This window comes from Methylobacterium sp. Leaf108, assembly GCF_001423265.1.
In the GTDB taxonomy this organism is placed as follows: Bacteria; Pseudomonadota; Alphaproteobacteria; order Rhizobiales; family Beijerinckiaceae; genus Methylobacterium.
In genome coordinates, this window is record NZ_LMND01000001.1 from 305,659 (window position 1) to 331,184 (window position 25,526).

A 25,526-nucleotide genomic window follows, 5' to 3' on the forward strand; every position below is an offset into this window, starting at 1 on the left:
GCTTGGATGCAACGCACAGGGCGGCGTATCGCAGCATCACCGAGGACCGACCGTGAGATTGCCCGCCCCGCTCCAACGTCGCGACGGCCGGCCGGGCGGCGCACGCGTCGGGGCCCGGCCCGCTCGGGCGGTGTCCTGATGCTGCCGCAGCACCGCTGGTTCTGGGTCGTGATCCTCCTCGCCTGCGGCGGGGCGGGGCTGCTCTACAACATGCTGTTCGCCGCCGGGGCGACGCCGCTGGCCGGCCTCGCCTACGGCCTGGCCGTCGGCGGCACCGTGCTCGCCTTCGACCGGGGGTTGATCCTGGCCGGCCTCCAGGCGCGGATGCGCCGGCTCCCGGCCTGGTTCTACGTGCCCGCGGCCGAGATCGCCTACGTCCTGATGATCGCGCTGGGCATCGCCGTCGGCGGCGTCGTGGTCTGGGCCCTCGGGCTCACGCACGACAGCCTGGCCGACGCCGTGCGGATCACCCCGCGGGTGCTGGCCTATTCGCTGGCCGTCTCGGCGCTGCTGGTGTTCGTGATCCGCATGCGCGACCTCATCGGGGGCGAGGTGTTCGTGAACTTCCTCGTCGGGCGCTACCACCGGCCGGTGCGCGAGGAGCGCATCTTCCTGTTCCTCGACGTGGTCGGCTCCACCGCCTTCGCCGAGACCCACGGCGACCTCAAGGCCCAGGCCTATCTCGGCGCCATCTTCGCCGCCATGGCCGAACCGGTGCGACGCAACCTCGGCTCCACCGACGACTACATCGGCGACATGGCGATGATCACCTGGCCGATGGAGCGCGGCCTCAAGCGCGGGCGCTGCGTGGCCTGCGTGTTCGACGTGCTCGACCGGCTGGAGGCGGAGGCGGAGATCTGGAAGGCCCGCTTCGGCACCGTGCCGCGCCTGCGCGCCGCCCTCCACGGCGGCTCCGTGGTGACGGCCGAAGTCGGGGTCGACCGGCACAAGATCGCCTATTTCGGCGACACCGTGAACGTCACCGCCCGGATCGAGACCCTGTGCCGGCCGCTCGGCACCGAGATCCTGATCTCGGACGACCTGCTCGCACGTTTGGGCGGCCTGCCGCCGGGCATCAGCGCCCGCTCGCTCGGCGCCCATGCCCTGCGCGGGCGCGGCGCCCCGCTCAGCGTCTCGACCCTCGAGCGGGGCGCCCCCGCCCAGCCGGAGGCGATCGCCGCGCAGGGGCGGGCGGAGGAGGTCGTCCCCTCCCGGATCGCGGCCTCGGCCCGATGAGCGCCATCGTCGTCTACATCGACGCCGACGCCTGCCCCGTGAAGGACGAGACCTACCGCGTCGCCGAACGCTACGGCCTGCGCGTGGTGGTGGTCGCCAACAGCTACATGCAGCTCCCCCGAGCCGACTGGATCGAGCGGGTGGTGGTCTCCGACGGGTTCGACGCCGCCGACGACTGGATCGCCGAACGGGCGCGGCCGGGCAGCATCGTGATCACCTCCGACGTGCCGCTGGCCAGCCGCTGCGTAAAGGCGGGCGCCGAGGTGCTGGCCCCCACCGGCAAGCCGTTCAGCGAGAACTCCGTGGGCATGGCGCTCGCCACCCGCAACCTGATGCAGGACCTGCGCGAGGCCGGCGCCATCACCGGCGGCCCCAAACCGTTCTCGGCGCGGGACCGCTCGGCCTACCTCGGCGCCCTCGACCGTACCGTGGTGCGCCTGAAGCGCGGCGGCTTTGGCTGACGATGCAGTGGACCGACGAAGGGCTTGTGATCGGCCTGCGCCGGAACGGCGAGACCGCCATCGTCCTCGACGTGCTGACGCCCGGCCACGGCCGCCACCTCGGCCTCGTCCACGGCGGCCGCTCGCGGCGGATGCAGCCGGTGCTGCAGCCGGGCAACCACGTCCGGGTGACCTGGCGGGCACGCCTCGACCAGAGTCTCGGCGCCTTCGCGGTCGAACCGATCGCCGCCACCGGCCTGAACCTGATCGGGTCGGCGCTGGCCCTCTACGGCATCGGCCACATGACCGCCCTGCTGCGGCTGCTGCCCGAGCGCGACCCCCATCCCGACCTCTACGCGGCGGCACAGGTGCTGCTGGCGCACCTCCAGGACGAGGTGGTGGCGCCGATCCTGATGGTGCGGTTCGAACTCGCCATGCTCGCCGAACTCGGCTTCGGCCTCGACCTGTCGGCCTGCGCCGCCACCGGCGGCAACGACGCCCTGATCTACGTCTCGCCCCGCAGCGGACGCGCCGTCAGCGCCTCGGCCGGCGAGCCCTACCGCGAAAAACTGCTCGCCCTGCCGGCCTTCCTGCGCGCACGCGGCGAGGACGCGCGCATCGCAGCCCCCGACGCGCGATCCGTTACGGAGGGGTTTACCTTGACGGGATACTTCCTCGACCAGCACGTCTGGGGACCGCGCGGCCTGAGGCCGCCGGAGGAGCGGGCGCGATTCGTCGCGCTCGGCAAAGCCGCGGACCGTTGATGTTCATGCTATGTTCCACGTGAAACACACGCCCCGGAGTCCATGATGGGCCAGCCCTTCGAGCCGCGATCCGGCGACGGCATCGAGAGCGTCGAACTGAAGTCGGCGCTGGAAGAGCGCTACCTCGCCTATGCGCTCTCCACGATCATGCACCGGGCGCTGCCGGACGCCCGCGACGGGCTCAAGCCCGTCCACCGGCGCATCCTGTTCGCCATGCGGCTCCTGAAGCTCGACCCGACCTCGGCCTTCAAGAAATGCGCCCGCATCGTCGGCGACGTCATCGGCAAGTACCACCCCCACGGCGACACCGCCGCCTACGACGCCCTGGTGCGCATGGCCCAGGACTTCGCGCAGCGCTATCCGCTCGTCGACGGCCAGGGCAACTTCGGCAACATCGACGGCGACAACCCGGCCGCCCAGCGCTACACCGAGGCGCGGATGACCGAGGTCGCGCGCCTGCTGATGGAGGGGCTCGACGACGATTCCGTCGACTTCCGGCCGAACTACGACGGCCAGGAGGAGGAGCCCATCGTCCTGCCGGCGGCCTTCCCGAACCTGCTCGCCAACGGCAGCCAGGGCATCGCGGTGGGCATGGCGACCTCGATCCCGCCCCACAACGCCGCCGAACTCTGCGACGCGGCCCTCTACCTGATCGGGCACCCGGAGGCGACCTCGGGCCAGCTCCTCACCTTCGTGAAGGGGCCGGACTTCCCCACCGGCGGCATCCTGATCGATTCCGCCGAGGCCATCGCCGAGGCCTACCGCACCGGGCGCGGCGGGTTTCGCGTGCGCGCCCGCTGGGCCAAGGAGGACCTCGGCCGGGGCACCTGGACCATCGTCGTCACCGAGATCCCCTACGGCATCCCCAAGGCGCGGCTCATCGAGAAGCTGGCCGAACTCCTCCAGGAGAAGAAGCTGCCGCTGCTGGCCGATGTGCGCGACGAATCGGCCGAGGACGTGCGGGTGGTGCTGGAGCCGCGCTCGCGCAGCGTCGATCCGGTCATCCTGATGGAATCTTTGTTCCGGCTCACCGAGCTCGAAGCCCGCGTGCCCCTCAACATGAACGTGCTGGTGGGCGGCCTCGTCCCCCGGGTGATCGGCCTGGCGGAAGCCCTGCGCGAATGGCTCGACCACCGCCGCGTCGTGCTCCAGCGCCGCTCGCGCCATCGCCTCGGGCAGATCGAGCGGCGCCTCGAGATCCTCGGCGGCCTGCTCGTCGTCTACCTCGACCTCGACGAGGTCATCCGCATCATCCGCGAGGAGGACGAGGCCAAGCCCGCCCTGATCAAGCGATTCGACCTCACCGAGGTGCAGGCCAACGCCATCCTCGACACCCGCCTGCGCAGCTTGCGCAAGCTCGAGGAGATGGAGCTCAAGCGCGAGCGCGACGCCCTCACCAAGGAGAAGAACGGCCTCGACGAGTTGCTCGGCTCGGACAAGCTGCAATGGTCCGACATCACCAAGCAGATCCGCGCGGTGAAGAAGACCTTCGGCCCCGAGACCAAGCTCGGGTCCCGCCGCACCACCCTGGAGAACCCGCCCGACACCGCCGGCATCGACTTCACCTCCGCCATGGTCGAGCGCGAGCCGATCACCGTGATCGTCTCCACCAAGGGCTGGATCCGGGCGCTCAAGGGCCACGTCACCGACCTGTCGGGGGTCGCCTTCAAGGGCGACGACGCGCTCAAGCTCAGCTTCCTCACCGAGACCACCGCCAAGATCCTGGTGCTGGCCTCCAACGGCAAGGTCTTCACCCTGGAGGCGGCCAAGCTGCCGGGCGGACGCGGGTTCGGCGATCCGATCCGCCTGATGGTGGATTTCGACGACGGTACCGAGATCGTCGCCGCCCTGCCCTACCAGCCCGGCGGCCGGTTCCTGGTGGCGGCCAGCGACGGGCGCGGCTTCCTGGCGCCGGGCGATGCCCTCGTCGCCAACACCCGCAAGGGCAAGGGCGTGATGGGCCTCGACGCGCCCGCCACCGCCGCCCTGCTGGTGCCCGCGCAGACCGGCGACCACGTCGCCGTGTGCAGCGCCGACCGGCTGCTCCTGGTGTTTCCGATCACCGAGATGCCCGAACTCGTGCGCGGCAAGGGCGTGCGCCTGCAGCGCTGCCGCCAGAGCACGCTGTCGGACGCCTGCGTCTTCACCCTGGCCGAGGGCCTGCCCTGGCGCGACGCCGGCGGCCAGCCGCGCCTCGCCAACGCCGCCCTCCTGGAGCGCTGGATGGGCCACCGCGCCGACGCCGGCACGCTGATGACGCGAAGCTTTCCGAAGTTCGAGCGGTTCGGGAAGTGAGGGTGGGGTGACGTCGCTGCGGCAGCGATTTTGCCGGTATGGAGGGTCTACATTTGGGAGGTGCTTTGGACGTCCGGTGTGGGTTGGGAACCCGACGTTGACTCTTCGCCCTGAAGCGAACGTCCCGCCTTTGACCCTCAAGAGCACCGTTGATCCTTAAGAGCAATTGGCGTGCTAGTGGTGGAAATCTGACAGATGGTACCCACGCCCACCGTCCGCGATGGGTGGAGAACTGCCGTCCGCTACTCTATTGGTGGTGCGTCACCGGAGCCGAAGGGTGCGATTTTCTGAGACTTGCATATGTTGATCTTCGATGTGCTGCTTGAATGGGTCGGGCATCGGACCGCTCGGTGGCTTCTCCCAACCATAAGTCTAGGGATCATAACGGCGGACGACATTCTTTCGAACAAACTCGGGTTTAATTGGTTCGGCTTTCAGCAGACAAAGGAAGGCTCACTTCTATGTTCGGCTACTATGTCAGCCTGGATAGGTTTGATCTTCTGGGCCTTGGTGCTCGTTCTAGTTTTAGCCCTTCTTGGCGCGAGTTGAATGTGCATCCTACTGACCGCTTTGGGTCGATTTCGCTGAAAAACCCAGGACCGGATAAAAGCAGCATCGCGGGCTGCTCCAGACGTAGAAGATCGTACCATCGCATCACTTGGAGACCGCCGCGTTATTGGGATTGCACCGGCAATGAGAGACGAACTTTCTCCGAATTGCAACCTTAGATGACGCCTATTGTGCTATATCCGAGTTTTTCAAGAAAATCGGTCGAAAGCCGCCATCCAAATTCGACGTTATGCCAACCTCGTCTTCCGCTCCAGCATCTCGACGGTGCCGGAACTCGCCCTCCGCGCCCGAGGTTGACCGAGCCTCTCCCAAAACAAGCGGCACAGGTTCATGGCGAGCGATTCGACTCTTTCACGACGCCGTCTCATCCAGGCCGGCTCGGCGGCAGTCACCGGGGTGGCGCTGGGCGCGGCGGCTCCGGCCCGTGCCGCCGGGCCGTCGAGACCGGCCGATACCGGTGTGGTCGAGGACGGGCGGGTGACCTTTCCGAACTGGCGCGGGGGCGGCGACATCACCCCGCCGCCGCCGCCGGCCCCGATGCCGCCGGGCGAGCGCGTCGGCTTCGCCGTCGTCGGCCTCGGGCGCCTGAGCCTGGAGGAACTGCTGCCGGCCTTCGCCCAGACCAGGAAGGCCCGCGTCGTCGCCCTGGTGTCCGGCTCGCCGGACAAGGCGCGGCTGGTGGCGGTCCAGTACGGCATCGCTCCCGATGCGGTCTATGGCTACGACGAATGGGAGCGCATCGCGAAGAACCCGGCGATTCGCGCGGTCTACGTCGTGACGCCCAACGGCCTCCACCGCGAGCATGTCCTGGCCGCGGCCGCCGCCGGCAGGCACGTGCTGTGCGAGAAGCCGATGGCCAATTCCTCGGCCGAGGCGCGGGAGATGATCGCGGCCTGCGAGGCGGCCAAGGTCAATTTGATGATCGCCTACCGCTGCCAGTACGAGCCCTTCAACCGCGAGGTGACGCGCCTCGCCCGCTCGGGCGAGTTCGGCAAGCCCCGGATGATCCAGGCGTTCAACGGCCAGACCACCGGCCTGCCCGAGCAATGGCGCCTCAGGAAGGATCTCGCCGGCGGCGGCGCCCTGCCCGACATCGGCCTGTACTGCCTCAACGGTGTGCGTGCGATCCTAGGCGAGGAGCCGGTGTCCGTCAGCGCTCGGCTGCATTCGACGCCCGGCGACCAGAAATTCGCCGAGGTCGAGGAGAGCGTCGCCTTCACCCTCACCTTCCCCTCCGGCGTCATCGCGCAATGCGCCACCAGCTACGGCGTCCACGAATCGCGCCGGCTGCAGGTGCATACCGAGCGCGGCGACATCGACCTGCGCAATGCCTTCGCCTACCGCGGCCAGCGGCTCGTGGTCTCGCACCCCGACGGCAAGGTCGAGGCCCGCGACGAGCGGGTGCTGGCGCAGAAGAACCAGTTCGCCCTCGAGATCGACCACATGGCCGACTGCATCCTGAGCGACCGCCGCCCGCACACGCCCGGCGAGGAGGGCCTGCAGGACCATGTGGTGATGGAAGCGATCTACGAGGCCGCCCGCACCGGGGCGGTGGTGACGGTGGCGCCCCCCGCCGGGGCGGCGGCCGGGCTCGACGCGACGCGGGGGCCGCAGCCCGAACCGGCGGGCTGATCCCGACCGTTTCGCGCATGGCGGCAGGGGCGCCGCCCGTCCGGTCGACCCTGTGGCACGTCGGCACTGGCCGCGTGAAAAACGCCCGCGCGGCGCTGCGAGGCGGATAACGGCGGTCAGGCCGGTTGCCGATCTGTCACGACGGCGTGATAGATCGACGCGACCGGCGGTTGTCGCCCTTCCACGAGCCGTTTCGAGAGACGATGAGGCGCTTCTTCCGGTTGCGGGTGCTTGCCGTCGCAGCGCCCCTTCTCTGGCTCGCTCTCGCGCAGACCCCCGTCCTCGCCCAGAACGGCGCTGACGCGGCCGCCGCGCGGCTCGCGCGTGTCGCTCGCGAAGGTGTGCGCATCGGCTCGCCGCTCGGCGCCGGCGACGATCCGCAGACCTCGGTGGCCCAGCCCGAAGCCTCCGGCAAGCCCTCGGCCAACCTGAACACCTCCATCGAGGGGAGTCTGGGCGCCTACGGCGATCCCCTCGGCCTGCGCGCGTTCCTGCGCACCCGGGGGATCGAGTACAGCCTGACCTACATCGGGGAGAGCCTGGGCAACGCCACCGGCGGATCGCGCCGCGGCGCGATCTACCAGGGCCGGCTCGACGTCCAGTTCGACGCGGATCTCGAAAAGCTGATGGGCTGGCAGGGCGCGAGCTTCCACACGAACTACTACCAGATCCACGGCACCGGCCTGTCGCGCTACTTTCTCAACAACATCATCGCCGTGAGCGCGATCGAGGCGCTGCCGTCATCCCGCCTCTACGAGCTCTGGCTCGACCAGAGGCTCTTCGACGGTCAACTCAGCCTCAAGGTCGGCCAGATCGCCGCCGACACCGAGTTCGCGGTCAGCCAGACCGGGACGCTGTTCGTCAACTCGACGTTCGGCTGGCCCAACATCATGGCCGACGTCCTTCCCAGTGGCGGTCCGGTCTACCCGCTCGCCGTTCCGGCGGTGCGGGCGAAGTATGTGCCGAACCAGAACTTCTCGCTCCAGGTCGGCATCTTCGACGGCGACCCGTCCGGCCCGGCCCGGCCCGACAACAATCCCGATCCGCAGCGCCGCAACCGCACCGGCACCAACTTCCGGACAAACGACCCCGCCCTGGTGATCGCGGAGGCGGCCTATGCCTACAACATCATGAGCGGCGATCTCGGCGAGCCGGGCACGGTGACGCTGGGCGGCTGGCACCATTTCGGCCGCTTCGACAGCCTGCGGTTCGACGATGCCGGCGGCCGGCTCGCCGACCCCGCCACCACCGGCATCGCCAGGCGCTTCCGGGGCGACAGCGGGATCTACGGCATCGTCGACCAGACCCTCTACCGCGAGCCCGACGACCCCAACGACGGTGCCAGCGCCTTCGTGCGCGTCTCGGGATCGCCGGGCGACCGCAACCTCGTCGACCTCTACGTGGACGCCGGCATCGCCTACAAGGGCCTGTTCAAGGGCCGCTCCGACGACACCGTCGGCATCGCCTTCGGCCTGTCGCGGTTCTCGCGCAGCGCACGGGGCTTCGACCTCGACACGATCCTGGCCACCGGCGTCCCGGGCTCGCGCCGCAGCAGCGAGGCCGTCATCGAGGCGACCTATCAGGCCGTGCTCGGCCCCGGCGTGACGGTGCAGCCGGACGTCCAGTACATCTTCCGTCCCGGCGGCGGCATCGCCAACACGCGCGATGCCAACGGCGCGCGCATCAGGAACGCCGCCGTGTTCGGCCTGCGCGCCATCGTCCGGTATTGACGCGGGCGCTAGCCCGTCATGCCATTTCCGGCTGATCACTTCGTGATGCGGAAATGGGCTTCGCTCAGGCGCCGCGCGGGCTCGGTGATACGATTCACGCTTGATCCAAGCGGAAACCGTATCACTCCGCGGCGGGCAGCTGGAGCGAGACGAGACGCGTCCTGCGCAGGCGGCTCCCGTCGCCCGCCTCCACGCCGTCGAGGACGCGCCGCGCGTCGGCGATGGCGGCATGGACGGCGTCGATGGCCAGGATCAGGGCACTGACCGTGCGGTTATCGATCGCCCGCTCGCGCGCCTGCCGGACCACGTCGGCCACGAGGTCGTCGGTCTCGGTCACCAGCCCGTCGAGGTCGGAGGGAAAGCGCGCCGTGCGGACCTCCTTGAGGATGTCGAGGAGGCGGTCGAGCACCACGTCGATGCGCTCGCGGCGCTTCCTGGCGAGGCGCTGGCCGAGCCAGGCGACGCCGGAGCCCAGCGTGCCGCCGAAGAAGGCGACCAGGTAGATGTAGTCCTCGTAGCGCTCGAAGAGGGTCTGCTGCTCGCGCTCGAAGTAATCCACCGCGCCGGGGTGGTTGGGCAGCCGGGCGCTGGTGGCGGCCACCGTGCTGTCGAACTCGGGCGCCTTCATCTGGTTGGCGAGGGGGGCCGCCGTGGCGAGTTTCGATCGCCATTCGAACAGGTGCTGGACGACGGAGGCCACCGAGACCCGACTGATGCTGCCCCGGGCCATCAGGCGATAGGAGGCCCCCACCGTCTTGATGTCGTCGTCGGGGCGCTTGGGCCGTCCGCCGAAGGTCCCGGCCGGGATGATGGTCGCCTGCAGCTCCGGCATCCGCTGCACGATGGCCTCGCCGTCGGGCACCGCGACGAAGCCCACCGCCTTGTCGGCGGAGGCCATCTCGACGGCGCGCACCGTCGAGATGGCGGCCTTCGAGGCCGGGGCCGCGATCACCGCGACGGCATCGACCCGGTTCTCCTGCACCGCCTTCGTCACCTCGGACGGCTTGAGCGGCACCAGCACGACATGGCTCGCCCCCAGGAGGGCGCCGCCTTCCGGCTCGGCCGCCGCGGTGAGGTCGTAGAAGCCCAGGAGGCTCGTGAGGAACGGGATGTCCGCCCCGTGTCGCTCGACGATGCCCAGACGCTTGCGGGCGAGATCGGGAAAGCTCTCCAGCCCCTGCGCCTGCGGCGCGACGATGAGCAGGGCCTCGTCGTGGAGGATCGCCAGGGTCAGGCCGTTGTCGGGCAGGAGCACGTCCGGGCGCACCACGGCGAGGTCGGCGCGGCCGGACTGCAGCGCCCTGGCGCTGTCGCGCACGTCGTCGAAATGCTGGACCTTGAGGCGCACGTCCTCCCGGGCTCGCGCCAGGGCCTGGGCGTAGACGTCGAGGAGCGCCGCTTCGGCGCCGTCGCGCGGGCCGACCGCGACCACGAGGGTGTTGGGACGCGACAGGTACACGATGGCGCCGGCCACCGCCGCCAGCCCCAGGGCCAGCAGGAAGAGGACCCATTCGCGCCTCAGGAGGATTGACGGCGTGCCCAGTGGTCGGCCCTTCCTCGGTTGCCTCGCCTCACCCTCGTCCATCAGCCCGCCGAACCCGTCAGGATCATGATGAAACCATGGCCGATGATGAACCCCTGACCCGGCGGAACGTTGCGCCGCCCAAACCGGTCACCCCGGCCTATCTCGAGCGCGTCGCCCTGGACTACCTCGAACGCTACAGTGCCTCCGTCGCGATGCTGCGCGCCGTCCTCCTGCGTCGCGTCAAGACCCGCTGCCGCCTGCGCCGCGAGGAGCCCGGCGCCTTCGCCGACCTCGTGGAGGCGACGGTGGCGCGGGCGGTCGCCGCGGGTCTGGTGGACGATTCGCGCTTCGCGCAGGCTCGGCTCGCAAGCTTGCGCCGGCGTGGCGCTTCCTCACGCATCGTCCGGGCCAAGCTCGCGGCCAAGGGCGTGCCTCGCGACCTTGTGACGGACGCCCTCGGCAACGAGGCGACGACGGCGGAGGAGGACGGGGTGCCGATCGAGGAGGAGGCCGCCCATGCCTACGCCAAGCGCCGGCGCCTCGGCCCGTGGCGCCGGCCGGACCTGCGCGGCCCGTCGCGCGACCGCGACATCGCGGCCATGGCGCGGGCCGGCTTTTCGTATTCGCTGGCGAGCCGGATCGTGGATGCGGAGACGGAGGAGTGACGGGCCTTCTGCCGCCCGCAAATGGTCGCACGCGGGCCGCCGCGGCGATCGGAGCTTGAACGAACCGGGAACGGGGAGCATCTTCGACCGATGGACGAAGCCCTCGCCAAGAAGCTGCGCATCCTGGCCGATGCGGCCAAATACGATGCGTCTTGTTCCTCGTCCGGTGCGCCCCGGCGCAAGGCCGGCGCGGGCGAGCTCGGCTCGACTACCGGCGCCGGCATCTGCCATGCCTACACACCGGACGGGCGCTGCATCTCGCTCCTCAAGATCCTGCTCACGAACTACTGTCTGTTCGATTGCGCCTATTGCATCAACCGGCGCTCCTCGAACGTCGCCCGCGCCCGATTCAGCGTGGCCGAGGTCGTGACGCTCACGGTGGAGTTCTACAAGCGCAACTACATCGAGGGGCTGTTCCTCTCGTCCGGGATCATCAAGTCGCCCGACTACACCATGGAACTGCTGACGCGGGTCGCGAAGTCTCTGCGACGCGACCACGGCTTTCGCGGCTACATCCACCTCAAGTCCATCCCCGAGGCGAGCCCGTGGCTGATCGAGGAGGCGGGGCTCTACGCGGACCGGCTGTCGATCAACCTCGAACTGCCCACCGAGGCGAGCCTCGAACGGCTGGCGCCGGAGAAGAGCGGCCCGGCGATCCAGGGCGCCATGGCGCAGATCGGCGAACGCATCGTCGAGGCCAAGGCCGAGAAGCGCCGCTTCTCGCCGGCCGGGCAATCGACCCAGGTGATCGTCGGTGCCGATGCGACCACGGACGAATCGCTGATCCGCAAGAGCGCGCACCTCTACGGCTCGTACAAGCTCAAGCGGGTCTACTACTCCGCCTTCAGCCCGATCCCCGAGGGCTCCTCGATCCTGCCGCCGTCCCCGCCGCCGCTGCAGCGCGAGCATCGGCTGTATCAGGCCGACTGGCTGCTGCGGTACTACGACTTCTCCCCCGACGACGTGGCGGACGCCACCGACGAGGGCATGTTCGCCCTCGACATCGACCCCAAGCTCGCCTGGGCCCTCAAGAACCGCCACCGCTTTCCCGTCGACGTGAACACGGGCGAGCGCGAGATGCTGCTGCGGGTGCCGGGGCTCGGGGCGCGGGCCGTGGACAAGATCCTACGGGCACGGCGCCACACCCGCCTTCGCCTCGACGACGTGGCGAGGTTGACCTCCAGCCTGAAGCGGGCGCGGCCCTTCCTCATCGCCGCCGACCATCGCCCGACGCAGCTCACCGACAGGCTGGACCTGCGCAGCCGGCTCGCCGAACCGGCAAAGCAGCTGAGTTTGTTTTGAGCGAGCACGGGAAAGTCCGCGCCTCCCCTTCCCCTTGCGGAGGGGGATCGAGGTCGGGGGCGTTTCCGCTCGGTGAGCGGCAAGGTCGCCCGCCCGCCACCACCTCCGACTCTTGCCCGCAGGGGGGAGGACCTCACGTTTCGCTCCGCGCGATCACCCTGCGCCCCGGCGCCGATCCCGACGGATTTCGCGACGCCGCCCGCCGCCTCGTCGCGGAAGGGGTGCCGCCGGATTCCGTGTCCTGGCACCTGGGCGGTGCGCTCGATCTGTTCGGGACGCACGCGAGCGACACGCCGGCACCGCCCCTCGCCCTGCCGCGCGGTGTCGGCGACCTCGTCAGGATGGTGGTGCCGCACAGCGACCCGGAGCGCTACGCCCTGCTCTACACCCTGGTCTGGCGCATCCTGCACGGGGAACGGCGGCTCCTGGAAATCTCGAGCGATCCGCTGGTCCACCGGCTCGAGCGCATGCGCAAGGCCATCGCGCGCGACCTCCACAAGATGCACGCCTTCCTGCGTTTTCGCCGGAGCGAGGACGCCGGCATCGAGCGCTTCGTCGCCTGGTTCGAGCCCGACCACCACATCCTCGGTGCCGCCGCGCCGTTCTTCGTCGATCGCTTCCGCTCGCTGACCTGGTCAATCCTGACGCCGGAGGGCTCGGCCCATTGGGACGGCACGGCGCTGTCGTTCGGGCCGCCGGGCCGGCGCGAGGACGTGCCGGCGAGCGACGGCTTCGAGGCCGGCTGGCGCGACTATTACGAGAGCACCTTCAACCCGGCCCGCACCAACCTGCGGGCGATGCGCTCGGAGATGCCCAAGAAGTACTGGCACAACATGCCCGAGACGGCCGCCATTCCCGGCCTCGTCCGCGCGGCCGCCGCCCGGACGGAGGCGATGATCGAGCGAGGACCGCAGATGCCCGTCAAGCGCAACCCGGCCCGCGCCGTCGCCGCCATGGGCGACCAGGAACCCAAGAGCCTGGAGGCGCTGAACGCGATCATCCGGCGGTCGGAGCCGCTGGTGCCCGGCGCGACCCAGGCGGTGCTGGGCGAGGGCCCGCCGGGAGCCATCGTCGCCTTCGTCGGCGAGCAGCCCGGAGACCAGGAGGACCGGCAGGGACGCCCCTTCGTCGGGCCGGCCGGCCAGCTGCTCGCCCGCGCCATGGCGGAGGCCGGGATAGACCGGGGCCATGCCTACCTCACGAATGCCGTCAAGCACTTCAAGTTCGAGGAGCGCGGCAAGCGCCGCATCCACCAGAAGCCCACCGCCGGGGAGGTGAGCCATTACCGCTGGTGGCTCGACCGCGAGCTCGACTTCGTGGCGCCCAGGCTCGTGGTGGCGCTGGGGGCCACGGCGGTTCTCGCCCTGACCGGCAAGGCGATCCCGGTGACGCGGGCGCGCGGGCCGGCCGATTTCGCCAAGCCCTATGCGGGGTTCATCACGGTGCACCCGTCCTACCTCCTGCGATTGCCGGACGAGGCGAAGGAGGAGGCCTACGGCGATTTCGTCGCCGACCTGCGCCGTATCCACGACATCGCGGCAAGTCTGTAGGACCACCTCCGGTTGCCGGCATCTGATCGTCCACCGGGGGCGGCGGGCCGGAATCTTGCCGGACCGAACCGAGACGTGCCTTTCCCGACGCGAGATCGCACCGTTACGGACGGAAACATTGCCTGAACGGTCGTGTTGACTGGCGATCAAGCCCGGCCCGCGGCGGCCGGCGTCAGCGACAGGCGGCGGCATGGCCCATTCGAACGACCCACGACCTTCTCCCGATTCCTCGCTCGGTTCCTCGACGGTCTGGAGTCTCGCCATGGCGACGGCCCTGATCGGCCTCGTCGTACTGCCGCGCCGATCCGCTCCCGCCGGTGCCGTCCCCGCTCCGGCGGGGCCGGTGCGCGAACCCTCCCCGTCCCATGCCGGAGCCGACGCCGAGCAGGTGGCCGCCGAGGAGCCGGATCGCGGCCGCGGTGCGCAGACCCCCTCCGCGATCCCCGTCAAGGGTTGGAAGGACATCGCGATGCGGGTCTACGGCGACATCAAGGAGAACCGGATCGTCTCCGTGGCCGCAGGCGTGACCTTCTACGTGCTGCTCGCGATCTTCCCGGCGATCGCGGCGCTGGTGTCCTGCTACGGGCTCGTCGCCGATTCCGCGACCATCAACGAGCAGATCGCCAGCCTGCAGGGCATCCTGCCGAGCGGGGCCCTCGAGATCGTCGGCGAGCAGGTCAAGCGCATCAACGAGAAGGGCGACACCACGCTCGGCCTCACCTTCTTCACCGGCATCGTGCTGTCGGTGTGGAGCGCCAACGGCGGCATGAAGGCGGTCTTCGATGCCCTCAACGTCGTCTACGAGGAGCGCGAGACGCGCAATTTCGTCTGGCTCAACCTGCGCTCGCTCACCTTCACCGCCGGGGCACTGCTGTTCGTCGTGCTGGCCCTGGTGGCCATCGTCGTGCTGCCCGCGGTCTTCGCCCTGGTGGGTCTCAGCGAGAAGGCCTGGTTCATCGCGCTCCTGCGCTGGCCGGCCCTGCTGCTGGCGGTGCTGGGCGGGCTGGCGCTGCTCTACCGATACGGCCCCAGCCGCGACGCGCCGAAATGGCGCTGGGTGACCTGGGGCAGCGCCGTCGCCGGCATCCTCTGGCTGGCGGCCTCACTGCTGTTCTCCTGGTACGTCTCGAACTTCGGCAAGTACAACGAGACCTACGGCTCGCTCGGTGCGGTCGTCGGCTTCATGACGTGGATCTGGCTCTCCACCACCATCGTGCTGGTCGGGGCCGAGATCAACGCCGAGATGGAACACCAGACCGGCGCCGACACCACGGTGGGCAAACCGCAGCCCCTCGGAACCCGCCGCGCCCGCATGGCCGATACCATCGGGGCGGCGAGCTGACCGGACGCCGGATCAGCCCTCGTGGCTGATCCGGTAGACGATGCCGTGCTGGTCGTCGCCGAGGTAGAGGCTGCCGTCCTTGGCCACCGCGAGGCCGAACGGGCGGGCGAAGCGCGACCAGCCGCTCGGCCCGCCCTCGGTGAGGAAGCCGGACACGAAGGGCTCGATGGAGACCGGCCGCCCCTTGTCGAACCGCACCCGCAGCACCTCGTAGCCGCTCGGGGGCTTGCGATTCCATGAGCCGTGCATCGTCACGAAGGCGTCGCCGCGGTACTCCGCCGGGAACTGGTCGCCGCGATAGAAGGCGAACTGCATCGAGGAGGCGTGGGCGGTCCAGGTGAGCACCGGCCGCTCGCTGTCCTTGTCCCACTGCTCGAGCGAACTCTTGGGTACCTCGCGGTAGAGGTTCTTCATGCCGTTGCCGAAGATGTAGGGCCAGCCGTATTTCTTGCCGGGCTCGATCCGGTTGAGCTCCTCGGGCGTCTCGTCGTCACCGTGCCAGTCGACCCCGTCGTCCCAGCCGTAGAGGGCCTTGGTGGTGGGCTCCCAATCGAAGCCGATGGTGTTGCGCAGGCCCGAGGCGACGATCTCGCGGCCCGAGCCGTCTGGCTTCATGCGGACCATGGTGGCGTTCTCGGGGTTGCGCTCCTCGCATTCGTTGCAGGTGGAGCCGAGGCTGGCATAGAGCCAGCCGTCCGGCCCGACCGCGATGGTGCGGTTGGGATGCTGGCCGGCGTCGGGCAGGTCGGCGACGAGCCGCCGCTCCGGTCCGAGCCCACCGTCTGCCATGAGCGGCGCGGAAAAGATCTCCTTGACGGTGACGTAGAACAGGTGGCCCTCGTGGATGGCGAGGCCGTGCACGTCGGGCTTCGTCAGGACCACTTTCCGTTTCGCGCCGTCGCCGGCCTCGATCCGGGTGACGGTGCCCGCATCGCGGTCGCTGACGTAGAGCGCGCCGTCCGGGGCCACCACGATGACGCGCGGGGCGCCGAGGCCGGTGGCGAAGGGCGCGATGCGAAAGCCCGGCGGCAGCTTCAAGGATGCGATGCGCTCGGGCGTCGCCTCCAGGGGTGCGGCCTTGACGACGTTCGCCTCGATGCGCGTGCTGCCGGGGGTCTGCAGCGCCTGGGCCAGGGCGGGCAGGGATGCGACGGAGAGGGTGAAGGCAAGGGCGAGGCGGGTCGGACGGCGGGCCGGTGTCATGGAGATCCTGTCGGATGGTGGGTTTGGAGATCCAAAACGGGAACGCCGCTCGAAAATCCGCTGTTCCGCCACGCGACATCGGGGCTCGCGGGACCCGTTTCGATCGGGAGGCGGCGCGGCGCGGATGCCCTTCTTCGGGACCTCGATATGGGTTATCACCGCCTTATGGATCGAGAGACGGCCATCGCCATACTTCGCAAGCACGAAGGCGAACTCCGCCGCCGCGGCGTGCGCCATGCCGCATTGTTCGGATCCACGGCACGGGGGGAGGCATCGATGTCGAGCGACGTCGACGTCATGGTCGCCCTCGACCGCGAGACGGTCCGCGATCTCTACGATTACGTCGGGGTGGTCCACTTCATCTCGGATCTGTTTCCGATTGCCGTGGACGTCGCGAATCGTGATGTCCTGAAAGCCTCCATCCGCGACAAGGTCGAGCAAGACGCGATCCATGCTTTCTGAGCGGGAGCGCGATGCACTGATCGATATCATCGAGAATGCGAAGGCGGCCGAGGAATTTACCACCGGCATGACCTTCGAGGCATTCGCCGTAGACCAGAAAACGGCCTATGCCGTGGTTCGGTGCTTGGAGATCATCTCTGAAGCGAGCCGGCGCCTCAGTTCCGAAACGAAGGCGCGCCATCCCGACCTCCCTTGGCGGATCATTGCCGATCTCGGGAACGTCTATCGTCACAGCTACCATCGCGTCGAACCGGACATGGTCTGGTTGACGCTGAAAGACCGTCTCGGTGCCCTCGTCGCTGCCTGCCACAGCGAAGTGGCGCCTCCGCCCGAGGTTTGAGCAAGACCGCTCACGCCTTTGAAGACACGAGCGTTCTGATTCGATGACTGGCGTTTCCGCAAACTCTCCCGTCGGCCCCGGCGACCAGATCATCCTGGTGGACGGCTCGTCGTTCATCTTTCGCGCCTACTTCCAGTCGATCAACCAGGACCAGAAATACAACACCCGGCCCTCGGACGGCCTGCCCACCGGGGCGATCCGGCTGTTCTGCACCAAGATCGCGCAGTTCGTGCAGGAGGGGGCGGCGGGCATCATGCCGACGCACCTGGCCATCGTGTTCGACAAGTCGGAGGGCTCGTTCCGCAAGGAGCTCTATCCCGACTACAAGGGCCACCGGCCCGATGCGCCCGACGACCTCAAGCGGCAGATGCCGCTGATGCGCGAGGCGGTGCGCGCCTTCGGCCTCGAGCCGATCGAGCTTGAGCGCTACGAGGCCGACGATCTCATCGCCACCTATTCGCGCCAGGCGGAGGCGCGGGGGGCGGGCGTCATCATCGTCTCCTCCGACAAGGACCTGATGCAGCTCGTGGGGCCGCTGGTGCGGTTCTACGACTTCGAATCGGGCGTGAAGGGCAAGCCGGGGCACCGGCCGGAGCGCAACCTCGACCTCGAGGCCATCGTCGCCAAGTGGGAGGGCCTGCAGCCCCACCAGATCGGCGACGCCCTGGCGCTCATCGGCGACACTTCCGACAACGTGCCCGGCGTGCCCGGCATCGGCCTCAAGACGGCGGCGGCCCTCATCAAGGAATACGGCAGCCTCGACGCGCTGCTGGAGCGGGCGGGCGAGATCAAGCAGCCCAAGCGCCGCGAGACCCTGCTGGCGAGCATCGACCAGGCCCGGCTGTCGCGAAAGCTCGTGGCCCTCGAAGAGAACGTGCCGCTGCCGGTGGCGCTGGACGACCTGCGCATGCCCGCCCCCGACCCTCAGAAGCTGGTGGGCTTCCTCAAGGCGATGGAGTTCAACACGCTGACCCGGCGCATCGCCTCGATGCTGCACGTGGACCCGGAGACCGTGAAGCCCGATCCGGGGCTCCTGCCCGGCAAGGACGGCGGCGAGGCGGCCCCGTTCGAGGCGGCGTCCCCCGGCGGCGAGGTCGATCCCTTCGCCGACCTCGGCCTGCCCGACGGGACGCCCAAAGCCCGCATCCCGGGCGAGGCGACGCCCTCCGCCCTGGTGGCGGCCCGCGCGGCCGAGGCGACCAACCCGATCGACACCACCGCCTATGAGACGATCTCGACCCTGGAGCAGTTGGACGCCTGGATCGCCGAGGCGCGGGAGGCCGGCGTGGTGGCGGTCGACACCGAGACCGACGCGCTCGACGCCAACAACGCCGGCCTCGTGGGCGTCTCGCTCGCCGTGGCGCCGGGGCGGGCGGCCTACATCCCCTTGAAGCACACCGGCGGCGACGACCTGTTCGGCGAAGGCCTGCTGCCCGGCCAGATTCCCTTCGAGGCGGCGCTCGAAGCCCTCAAGCCGCTCCTGGAAGACGAGGGCGTGCTCAAGGTCGGCCAGAACCTCAAGTACGATTGGGTGGTGCTGGCGCGCCACGACATCCGCATCGCGCCCCTCGACGACACCATGCTGATCTCCTACGTGCTCGACGCCGGCAAGGGCGGCCACGGCATGGACGAGCTCGCCCGGCGTCACCTCGGCCACCAGCCGATCGCCTTCTCGGAGGTGACCGGCACCGGCAAGGCCAAGATCACCTTCGACCGGGTGCCGCTGGACAAGGCCACCGCCTATGCGGCCGAGGACGCCGACGTCACCCTGCGCCTGTGGCGGATGATGAAGCCGCGCCTCGTCGCCGAGCGGCGGGTCGCCGTCTACGAGACGCTGGAGCGCCCGCTGGTACCGGTGATCGCGCGGATGGAGGCGCAAGGCATCCGCATCGACCGGCAGATGCTCAGCCGCCTGTCGGGCGACTTCTCGCAGATCCTGGTCCGCCTGGAGGAGGAGATCCAGGAGGACGCCGGCGAAAAATTCCAGGTGTCGTCGCCCAAGCAGATCGGCGACATCCTGTTCGGCAAGATGGGCCTGCCCGGCGCCAAGAAGACCGCCAACGGCCAATGGGCGACGCCGGCGACCCTGCTGGAGGAACTCGCCCAGGCCGGACACGAGCTTCCCAAGAAGATTCTGGAATGGCGCCAGCTCGCCAAGCTGAAGTCGACCTACACCGACAGCCTGCAGCAGCACGCCGACCGCCGCACCGACCGGGTCCACACCTCGTTCTCGCTGGCGGCCACCACCACGGGCCGGCTCTCCTCCTCGGACCCGAACCTGCAGAACATCCCGATCCGCACGGAAGAGGGCCGGCGCATCCGCCGCGCCTTCGTGGCGGCCGAGGGCAACCGGTTGATCTCGGCGGACTACAGCCAGATCGAGCTGCGCATCCTCGCCCACATCGCCGACATCCCGCAGCTGCGCCAGGCGTTCGAGGACGGCATCGACATCCACGCGGCCACCGCCAGCGCGATGTTCGGCGTCGCGCTGAAAGACATGACGAGCGACCTGCGCCGGCGCGCCAAGACCATCAACTTCGGCATCATCTACGGCATCTCGGCCTTCGGGCTGGCCGACCGCCTCGGCATCGGCCGCGAGGAGGCGTCGGCCTTCATCAAGCAGTATTTCGAGCGCTTCCCCGGCATCCGCGCCTACATCGACGACACCAAGGCGCTGTGCCGCGACAAGGGCTACGTCACCACCCTGTTCGGGCGCGTCTGCCACTATCCGCAGATCCGCTCGAACAACCCCAACGAGCGCGCCTCCGTCGAGCGCCAGGCCATCAACGCCCCGATCCAGGGCTCGGCCGCCGACATCATCCGCCGGGCGATGATCCGCATGGAGGACGCGCTTCGCGCCGAGCACCTGAACGTCCGGATGTTGCTCCAGGTCCACGACGAACTGGTGTTCGAGGCCCCCGAGGACGAGGTCGCCGCCGCCCTGCCGGTGATCTCGCGGATCATGGTCGAGGCGCCGGCCCCGGCGTTGACGCTACGGGTGCCGCTGGTGGTGGAGGCGCAGGCGGCCGGGAATTGGGAGGAGGCGCATTGACGAGCGATCGGTCGAGCCGTCGCTGATCGGTCAGCCGTCGAACGCCCTGTCGTCGCCAAGGAAGTGCCGATTCGCAGCGATGGGAGCACTTCGCAGAACTGGGAGAAACGCCCCTCGGTGCGCGGTTCCTCCGACCGATCCGCCTCATCCTGAGGGGTACGGAGCGACGCGGAGGCCTCGCAGGAGGATTCCAGGAAGCGCATCGGGTTCTGGAGCCCTCCTTCGAGGCCGCTGTCGCGGCACCTCAGGATGAGGTCGCAGATGGGAAGGACGACATCGAAGCGGCCAGGTGTGTCGGACGATCGGCCGTCGTCAGTCTTGCCCGGATCTTCGGTCAGCCAAGGCGCCCGCTGAGGCCTGTTAGTTCGGCGTCCACGGCACGTAATCGCCCGCCGATACCGGCCGGCCGTCCGGGTTGAGCTGCGAGCCCTTGGGGCGATAGGCGGCCACCGTGCCGGTCAGGTTCTCGACATGGGGTTTCTGCCACTCGCGCGGGCTGTAGGTCTCCTCGCTCGGGGCGACGTCGCCGTTGTGGCAGAGCCAGGCGCGCCAGCCGGGCGGGACCTTCGAGGCGTCGGCGTAGCCGTTGTAGACCACCCAGCGCCGCTCGGTGCCGACCGAGCGGTCGATCAGGGGGCCTTGCGCCTTGTAATAGGTGTTGCCGGCCTCGTCGGTGCCGACGAGCTGGCCGCTGCGCGCCGTGTAGAGCGCCAACGACATCGTCTGCCCGTTCCACCAGGTGAAGATGCGCAGGAGCGTGTCCTTGAGAGCCATCGCCGTCGCCTGAAGGGGGCGTAGGCGCCCCGTCTGTGTGATCGCGCGGGACTATGGTGAGGGGGGACGGGGAAGTCCAGTCGCGGCCCGCCCCCGACCCCGGCTGCGACCGGAATCCCACACCCGGCCGTTAACCAGGCCCGGAGCCCGGCCGATGTCGTCCCGGCCTGTGCGCCGACAATTTTTCCGCGCGGATTCCGCCAAGCGAAAACAGCACTTACCGGCGGCCTCGCGATATCCACAGGATTTGCATCGGCGACACAACATCTAGTCGGGAACGTAGCCGGCGCACACTAGTTGTTGACGCAAGCGGTCCGGTCGCGATACGGTCCTCTCGTCGCCGAAGCGGTCGTATCGAGCGGGCGGCACAACGGTCTTCGTCGTTTTTACAAGAACGGCGCATCGCGCTTTCGCCGATGCGCGGCGTCGTCACGCCATGACCGCGGCACCGGCCGCGTCGGGGCGCGGCGGCATCGTCGATGGTCCTCGACACCTTAAGGAACACAGGTACATGCGGTTCGAGCGGCGCCACACCACGGCCGGGCAGTCCCCCTACGCCACGATCCCCTTCCGCAAGACCCTGAGCGAGATCCGCAACCCGGACGGCTCGGTCGTCTTCCGGCTGGAGGGCATCGAGGTCCCCGAGAGCTGGAGCCAGGTCGCCAGCGACGTGCTGGCCCAGAAGTATTTTCGCAAGGCCGGGGTGCCCGCGCGCCTCAAGAAGGTGGAAGAGAACGACGTGCCGTCGTTCCTGTGGCGCTCGGTCGCCGACGAGGCGGCGCTCGCTTCGCTGCCCGAGGCCGAGCGCACCGGCTCCGAGACCTCCTCGACGCAGGTGTTCGACCGCCTGGCCGGCTGCTGGACCTATTGGGGCTGGAAGGGCGGCTACTTCACCTCTGAAGAGGACGCGTCGGCGTTCCTCGACGAGCTGCGCTTCATGCTCGCCCGCCAGATGGTGGCGCCGAACTCGCCGCAGTGGTTCAACACCGGCCTGCACTGGGCCTACGGCATCGACGGCCCGGCGCAGGGCCACCACTACGTCGACTACCGCACCGGCGAGCTGACGAAGTCTGCCTCGTCCTACGAGCACCCGCAGCCGCACGCCTGCTTCATCCAGGGCGTCCAGGACGACCTCGTCAACGAGGGCGGCATCATGGACCTGTGGGTCCGCGAGGCGCGCCTGTTCAAGTACGGCTCGGGCACCGGCTCGAACTTCTCGATGCTGCGCGGCGAGAACGAGAAACTCGGCGGCGGCGGCAAGTCGTCGGGCCTGATGTCCTTCCTCAAGATCGGCGACCGGGCGGCCGGCGCCATCAAGTCCGGCGGCACCACCCGGCGCGCGGCCAAGATGGTCATCGTCGACATCGACCACCCGGACATCGAGCAGTACATCGACTGGAAGGTGAAGGAGGAGCAGAAGGTCGCCGCCCTCGTCACCGGCTCCAAGATCGTCTCGAAACACCTCCAGGCGGTGATGAAGGCCTGCACCCAGTGCGAGGCCGAGGGCGACGCCTGCTTCGACCCCGAGCGCAACCCGGCCCTCAAGAAGGCGGTCAAGGCCGCCCGCAAGGAGATGGTGCCGGACGCCTACACCAAGCGCGTCATCCAGTTCGCCCGCCAGGGCTTCACCAAGATCGATTTCCCCGTCTACGACACCGATTGGGATTCGGAGGCCTACCTCACGGTGGCCGGCCAGAACTCCAACAATTCGGTCTCGCTCACCGACGACTTCCTGCGCGCCGTCGATGCGGATGCCGATTGGGAGCTGAAGGCCCGCACCACCGGCAAGACGACAAAGACGCTGCCGGCGCGCGAGCTGTGGGACAAGATCGGCGAGGCCGCCTGGGCGTCCGCCGACCCGGGCCTGCACTTCAACACCACCATGAACGACTGGCACACCTGCCCGACGGCCGGCCGGATCCGGGCCTCGAACCCGTGCTCGGAGTACATGTTCCTCGACGACACCGCCTGCAACCTGGCATCCGCCAACCTTCTGACGATGTTCGACCGGGGAACCGGCCAGTTCGACGTGGAGGCCTTCGAGCACCTCAACCGCCTCTGGACGGTGGTGCTCGAGATCTCGGTGATGATGGCGCAGTTTCCGTCGCGTGAGATCGCCGAGCTGTCCTACCGCTACCGCACGCTGGGGCTCGGCTACGCCAACATCGGCGGGCTCCTGATGAGCATGGGCCTGCCCTACGACTCGGACAAGGGCCGGGCCATGGCCGGGGTGCTCACCGCGATCATGACCGGCGTGGCCTATGCCACCTCCGCCGAGATGGCGGGCGAACTCGGGGCCTTCGCGGGCTACGACGAGAACGCCGACGCCATGCTCAAGGTCATCCGCAACCATCGCCGGGCGGCGCATGGCGAGGCGGGCGGCTACGAGTTCCTCTCGATCGCCCCGGTGCCCCTCGACATCGCCAACGTGCCCCAGGCGAACCTGGTCGACCGGGCCAGGGCCGCCTGGGACCGCGCCCTCACGCTCGGCGAGGAGCACGGCTATCGCAACGCCCAGGCGACGGTGATCGCGCCCACCGGCACGATCGGCCTGGTGATGGATTGCGACACCACCGGCATCGAGCCGGACTTCGCGCTCGTGAAGTTCAAGAAGCTGGCCGGCGGCGGCTATTTCAAGATCATCAACCGGGCGGTGCCGGACGCCCTGCGCTCGCTCGGCTACCGCGAATCGGACATCGCCGAGATCGAGGCCTATGCGGTCGGTCACGGCTCGCTCGGCCAGGCGCCGGCGGTCAACGCCGGTTCCTTGCGCGCCAAGGGATTCACCGACGACAAGATCGCCGTCATCGAGGCCGGACTGAAGTCGGCGTTCGACATCAAGTTCGTGTTCAACCGCTGGACGCTGGGCGACGACTTCCTGAAGGACGTGCTCAAGGTCCCGGCCGACAGGCTCGCCGACCCGACCTTCGACCTCCTGTCCTTCCTCGGCTACGCGAAGAAGGACATCGAGGCGGCCAACACCCACATCTGCGGGGCGATGACGCTCGAGGGAGCCCCCTTCCTCAAGCCCGAGCACTACGCGGTGTTCGACTGCGCCAACCCGTGCGGGCGCATCGGCAAGCGCTACCTCTCGGTGGAGAGCCACATCCGCATGATGGCGGCGGCCCAGCCGTTCATCTCGGGCGCCATCTCCAAGACCATCAACATGCCCAACGACGCCACGGTGGAGGATTGCAAGAACGCCTACCGGCTGTCCTGGACCCTGGCGCTCAAGGCCAACGCCCTCTACCGCGACGGCTCCAAGCTGTCCCAGCCCCTGAACTCGGCCCTGATCGCCGACGAGGAGGAGGACGCCGAGGAGGCCATCGAGGCGCTGGTGGCCCAGCCCGCCACCGCCAAGGCGGCGCAGCTCGCCGAGAAGATCGTCGAGCGGGTGATCGAGCGCGTCGAGCGCATCCGCTCGCGCGAGAAGCTGCCTGACCGGCGCAAGGGCTACACCCAGAAGGCGGTCGTCGGCGGGCACAAGGTCTACCTGCGCACCGGCGAATACAACGACGGCCGCATCGGCGAGATCTTCATCGACATGCACAAGGAGGGCGCCGCCTTCCGAAGCCTGATGAATAATTTCGCCATCGCGATCTCGATCGGCCTGCAGTACGGCGTGCCGATGGAGGAATACGTCGACGCCTTCACCTTCACCCGCTTCGAGCCGGCGGGTTTCGTGCAGGGCAACGACGCCATCAAGAACGCCACCTCGATCCTCGACTACGTTTTTCGCGAGTTGGCGATTTCGTACCTGGGTCGGATGGACCTCGCCCACGTCGACCCCTCCGAGATCGGCAACACCGTGATGGGTAAGGGCGAGGGCGAGGGCACGCGGGCCGGCGACAAGCCCGAGCAGGCCGCCTCCACGGTGGTCTCGCGCGGCCTCGTGCGCGGCTCGGCCGACCGCCTCACCCTGATCCAGGGCGGCCCGGCCGGCGGCAGCGTCGGAATCGGCTCGCCGGCGGCCGGCGTCACGGCTCCGGCCGGCGGCGTGGTCCATGCCCTGCGCGGCGCCACGGCCCTGAAGGCGGAACCGGTGGCGGCGGGCCACGCCGAGGCCCTCCTCGACGCCCTCCCCTTCGCCAAGGCGGAGCGCACGGTCTCCGACCGGCGCGCGGAGGCCAAGATGAAGGGCTATGTCGGGGAATCCTGCCCCGAGTGCGCGAACTTCACGCTGGTCCGCAACGGCACCTGCCTGAAGTGTGACACCTGCGGCGGCACGACGGGGTGTTCGTGATCGCCGCCACTCGTCGGAACGCCGTCTGACACGCACGTCCCGTGTCGCGTTCGGACCATCGGTCCGGCGACCCATGACAGACGAAGGGCGCCGATCCATCGGCGCCCTTCGTCTGTCGCCGGGGACGACCGCCGCGGGAATGGGGACTGTCTCGAAATAGCTCGGCACAGTCCCCGGGCGAGGGGTCGGCTCACGGCCAACCCGCGAATCGGAAACGGTGCCCGGGCGGGTCGTCGGGCGACGGGCGGTCGCCACCCGGCCGCGGCCCGCAAACTGCGCCGCCGCCCCTACCCGTCGATGTGCGAGCGCCCTATTGCGCTGGTAATCGGCAGTCGATAGCACGTGATGCCACCAATGTGTCACGTAGCGCGCATAGACGCTCTTGCGTGCAGAATCGACTC

The 25,526-nt window shown here is 69.0% G+C and carries 17 protein-coding genes; 14 read left to right on the forward strand and 3 right to left on the reverse strand.

What is annotated here, in order from left to right:
- Positions 1-138: 138 nt before the first annotated feature.
- The 6 genes from ASF39_RS01535 to ASF39_RS01560 all read left to right on the forward strand — a co-directional run bounded on the left by ASF39_RS01535 (position 139) and on the right by ASF39_RS01560 (position 8,667).
- The gene (locus ASF39_RS01535) at positions 139-1,236 is read left to right on the forward strand and encodes an adenylate/guanylate cyclase domain-containing protein (RefSeq protein WP_055879394.1); all 1,098 of its coding nucleotides are present in this window, start codon (positions 139-141) and stop codon (positions 1,234-1,236) included.
- On the forward strand, positions 1,233-1,697 hold the full coding sequence (locus ASF39_RS01540) for a YaiI/YqxD family protein (protein ID WP_056280595.1): 465 nt from the start codon (positions 1,233-1,235) through the stop codon (positions 1,695-1,697). Before ASF39_RS01535 ends, ASF39_RS01540 begins: the two co-directional genes overlap by 4 nt.
- Positions 1,698-1,699: 2 nt before the next feature.
- Positions 1,700-2,440 (forward strand): DNA repair protein RecO, encoded by a 741-nt coding sequence (gene recO / locus ASF39_RS01545; RefSeq protein WP_055879401.1) that lies wholly within the window; start codon positions 1,700-1,702, stop codon positions 2,438-2,440.
- Positions 2,441-2,485: 45 nt separating this feature from the next.
- Entirely contained in the window at positions 2,486-4,735 is a 2,250-nt protein-coding gene (gene parC, locus ASF39_RS01550) for a DNA topoisomerase IV subunit A (protein ID WP_056280598.1), read from the forward strand.
- Between the two features lie 900 nt (positions 4,736-5,635).
- Positions 5,636-6,937: a Gfo/Idh/MocA family oxidoreductase gene (locus ASF39_RS01555; RefSeq protein WP_056280601.1), complete on the forward strand. Its 1,302-nt coding sequence runs from the start codon at positions 5,636-5,638 to the stop codon at positions 6,935-6,937.
- Between the two features lie 203 nt (positions 6,938-7,140).
- Positions 7,141-8,667: a carbohydrate porin gene (locus ASF39_RS01560; RefSeq protein WP_056280605.1), complete on the forward strand. Its 1,527-nt coding sequence runs from the start codon at positions 7,141-7,143 to the stop codon at positions 8,665-8,667.
- Between the two features lie 121 nt (positions 8,668-8,788).
- Here ASF39_RS01560 and ASF39_RS01565 read toward each other — a convergent pair whose 3' ends face one another.
- Positions 8,789-10,189, reverse strand: coding sequence for a TAXI family TRAP transporter solute-binding subunit (locus ASF39_RS01565; protein ID WP_056281104.1), 1,401 nt, complete (start codon positions 10,187-10,189; stop codon positions 8,789-8,791).
- A 98-nt stretch (positions 10,190-10,287) separates the two neighbouring features.
- Here ASF39_RS01565 and ASF39_RS01570 point away from each other — a divergent pair, with 98 nt between their 5' ends.
- The 4 genes from ASF39_RS01570 (at position 10,288) to ASF39_RS01585 (ending at position 15,051) form a co-directional block, all read left to right on the forward strand.
- Positions 10,288-10,857, forward strand: a complete 570-nt coding sequence (locus ASF39_RS01570; RefSeq protein WP_056280608.1) for a regulatory protein RecX — start codon at positions 10,288-10,290, stop codon at positions 10,855-10,857.
- Between the two features lie 90 nt (positions 10,858-10,947).
- Entirely contained in the window at positions 10,948-12,159 is a 1,212-nt protein-coding gene (locus tag ASF39_RS01575; protein ID WP_055879420.1) for a putative DNA modification/repair radical SAM protein, read from the forward strand.
- Between the two features lie 152 nt (positions 12,160-12,311).
- A complete protein-coding gene (locus ASF39_RS01580) occupies positions 12,312-13,709 on the forward strand; it encodes a UdgX family uracil-DNA binding protein (RefSeq protein WP_056281106.1) in 1,398 nt (465 codons plus the stop codon).
- 190 nt (positions 13,710-13,899) lie between these two features.
- Entirely contained in the window at positions 13,900-15,051 is a 1,152-nt protein-coding gene (locus ASF39_RS01585) for a YihY/virulence factor BrkB family protein (protein ID WP_055879423.1), read from the forward strand.
- A gap of 12 nt (positions 15,052-15,063) precedes the next feature.
- On the opposite strand, the gene ASF39_RS01590 is transcribed toward ASF39_RS01585, so the two are convergent.
- Positions 15,064-16,254: a PQQ-dependent sugar dehydrogenase gene (locus ASF39_RS01590; RefSeq protein WP_056280612.1), complete on the reverse strand. Its 1,191-nt coding sequence runs from the start codon at positions 16,252-16,254 to the stop codon at positions 15,064-15,066.
- A 147-nt stretch (positions 16,255-16,401) separates the two neighbouring features.
- On the opposite strand from ASF39_RS01590, the gene ASF39_RS01595 reads away from it, so the two are divergent.
- From ASF39_RS01595 to polA, 3 genes are read left to right on the forward strand one after another with little or no spacing between them, the layout of a single operon-like run.
- On the forward strand, positions 16,402-16,716 hold the full coding sequence (locus ASF39_RS01595; RefSeq protein WP_244472225.1) for a nucleotidyltransferase domain-containing protein: 315 nt from the start codon (positions 16,402-16,404) through the stop codon (positions 16,714-16,716).
- Positions 16,706-17,056: a HepT-like ribonuclease domain-containing protein gene (locus ASF39_RS01600; protein ID WP_056280617.1), complete on the forward strand. Its 351-nt coding sequence runs from the start codon at positions 16,706-16,708 to the stop codon at positions 17,054-17,056. The genes ASF39_RS01595 and ASF39_RS01600 overlap by 11 nt, the downstream gene beginning before the upstream one ends.
- Before the next feature lie 43 nt (positions 17,057-17,099).
- Positions 17,100-20,108 carry a DNA polymerase I gene (gene polA, locus ASF39_RS01605; RefSeq protein ID WP_056280619.1) on the forward strand — a complete coding sequence of 1,003 codons (3,009 nt, stop codon included), beginning with the start codon at positions 17,100-17,102 and terminating at the stop codon, positions 20,106-20,108.
- Positions 20,109-20,468: 360 nt separating this feature from the next.
- Here polA and ASF39_RS01610 read toward each other — a convergent pair whose 3' ends face one another.
- On the reverse strand, positions 20,469-20,882 hold the full coding sequence (locus tag ASF39_RS01610; RefSeq protein WP_056280622.1) for an NADH:ubiquinone oxidoreductase subunit NDUFA12: 414 nt from the start codon (positions 20,880-20,882) through the stop codon (positions 20,469-20,471).
- A 511-nt stretch (positions 20,883-21,393) separates the two neighbouring features.
- On the opposite strand from ASF39_RS01610, the gene ASF39_RS01615 reads away from it, so the two are divergent.
- Positions 21,394-25,125, forward strand: coding sequence for a vitamin B12-dependent ribonucleotide reductase (locus tag ASF39_RS01615; protein WP_056280625.1), 3,732 nt, complete (start codon positions 21,394-21,396; stop codon positions 25,123-25,125).
- Positions 25,126-25,526: the final 401 nt, after the last annotated feature.

Coding starts and splice junctions, on each gene's coding strand:
- ASF39_RS01535 (WP_055879394.1), top strand. CDS start 139: ATGCTGCCGCAGCACCGCTGGTTCTGGGTCGTGATCCTCCTCGCCTGC.
- ASF39_RS01540 (WP_056280595.1), top strand. CDS start 1,233: ATGAGCGCCATCGTCGTCTACATCGACGCCGACGCCTGCCCCGTGAAG.
- recO (WP_055879401.1), top strand. CDS start 1,700: ATGCAGTGGACCGACGAAGGGCTTGTGATCGGCCTGCGCCGGAACGGC.
- parC (WP_056280598.1), top strand. CDS start 2,486: ATGGGCCAGCCCTTCGAGCCGCGATCCGGCGACGGCATCGAGAGCGTC.
- ASF39_RS01555 (WP_056280601.1), top strand. CDS start 5,636: ATGGCGAGCGATTCGACTCTTTCACGACGCCGTCTCATCCAGGCCGGC.
- ASF39_RS01560 (WP_056280605.1), top strand. CDS start 7,141: ATGAGGCGCTTCTTCCGGTTGCGGGTGCTTGCCGTCGCAGCGCCCCTT.
- ASF39_RS01570 (WP_056280608.1), top strand. CDS start 10,288: ATGGCCGATGATGAACCCCTGACCCGGCGGAACGTTGCGCCGCCCAAA.
- ASF39_RS01575 (WP_055879420.1), top strand. CDS start 10,948: ATGGACGAAGCCCTCGCCAAGAAGCTGCGCATCCTGGCCGATGCGGCC.
- ASF39_RS01585 (WP_055879423.1), top strand. CDS start 13,900: ATGGCCCATTCGAACGACCCACGACCTTCTCCCGATTCCTCGCTCGGT.
- ASF39_RS01590 (WP_056280612.1), bottom strand. CDS start 16,254: ATGACACCGGCCCGCCGTCCGACCCGCCTCGCCCTTGCCTTCACCCTC.
- ASF39_RS01595 (WP_244472225.1), top strand. CDS start 16,402: ATGGGTTATCACCGCCTTATGGATCGAGAGACGGCCATCGCCATACTT.
- ASF39_RS01600 (WP_056280617.1), top strand. CDS start 16,706: ATGCTTTCTGAGCGGGAGCGCGATGCACTGATCGATATCATCGAGAAT.
- polA (WP_056280619.1), top strand. CDS start 17,100: ATGACTGGCGTTTCCGCAAACTCTCCCGTCGGCCCCGGCGACCAGATC.
- ASF39_RS01610 (WP_056280622.1), bottom strand. CDS start 20,882: ATGGCTCTCAAGGACACGCTCCTGCGCATCTTCACCTGGTGGAACGGG.
- ASF39_RS01615 (WP_056280625.1), top strand. CDS start 21,394: ATGCGGTTCGAGCGGCGCCACACCACGGCCGGGCAGTCCCCCTACGCC.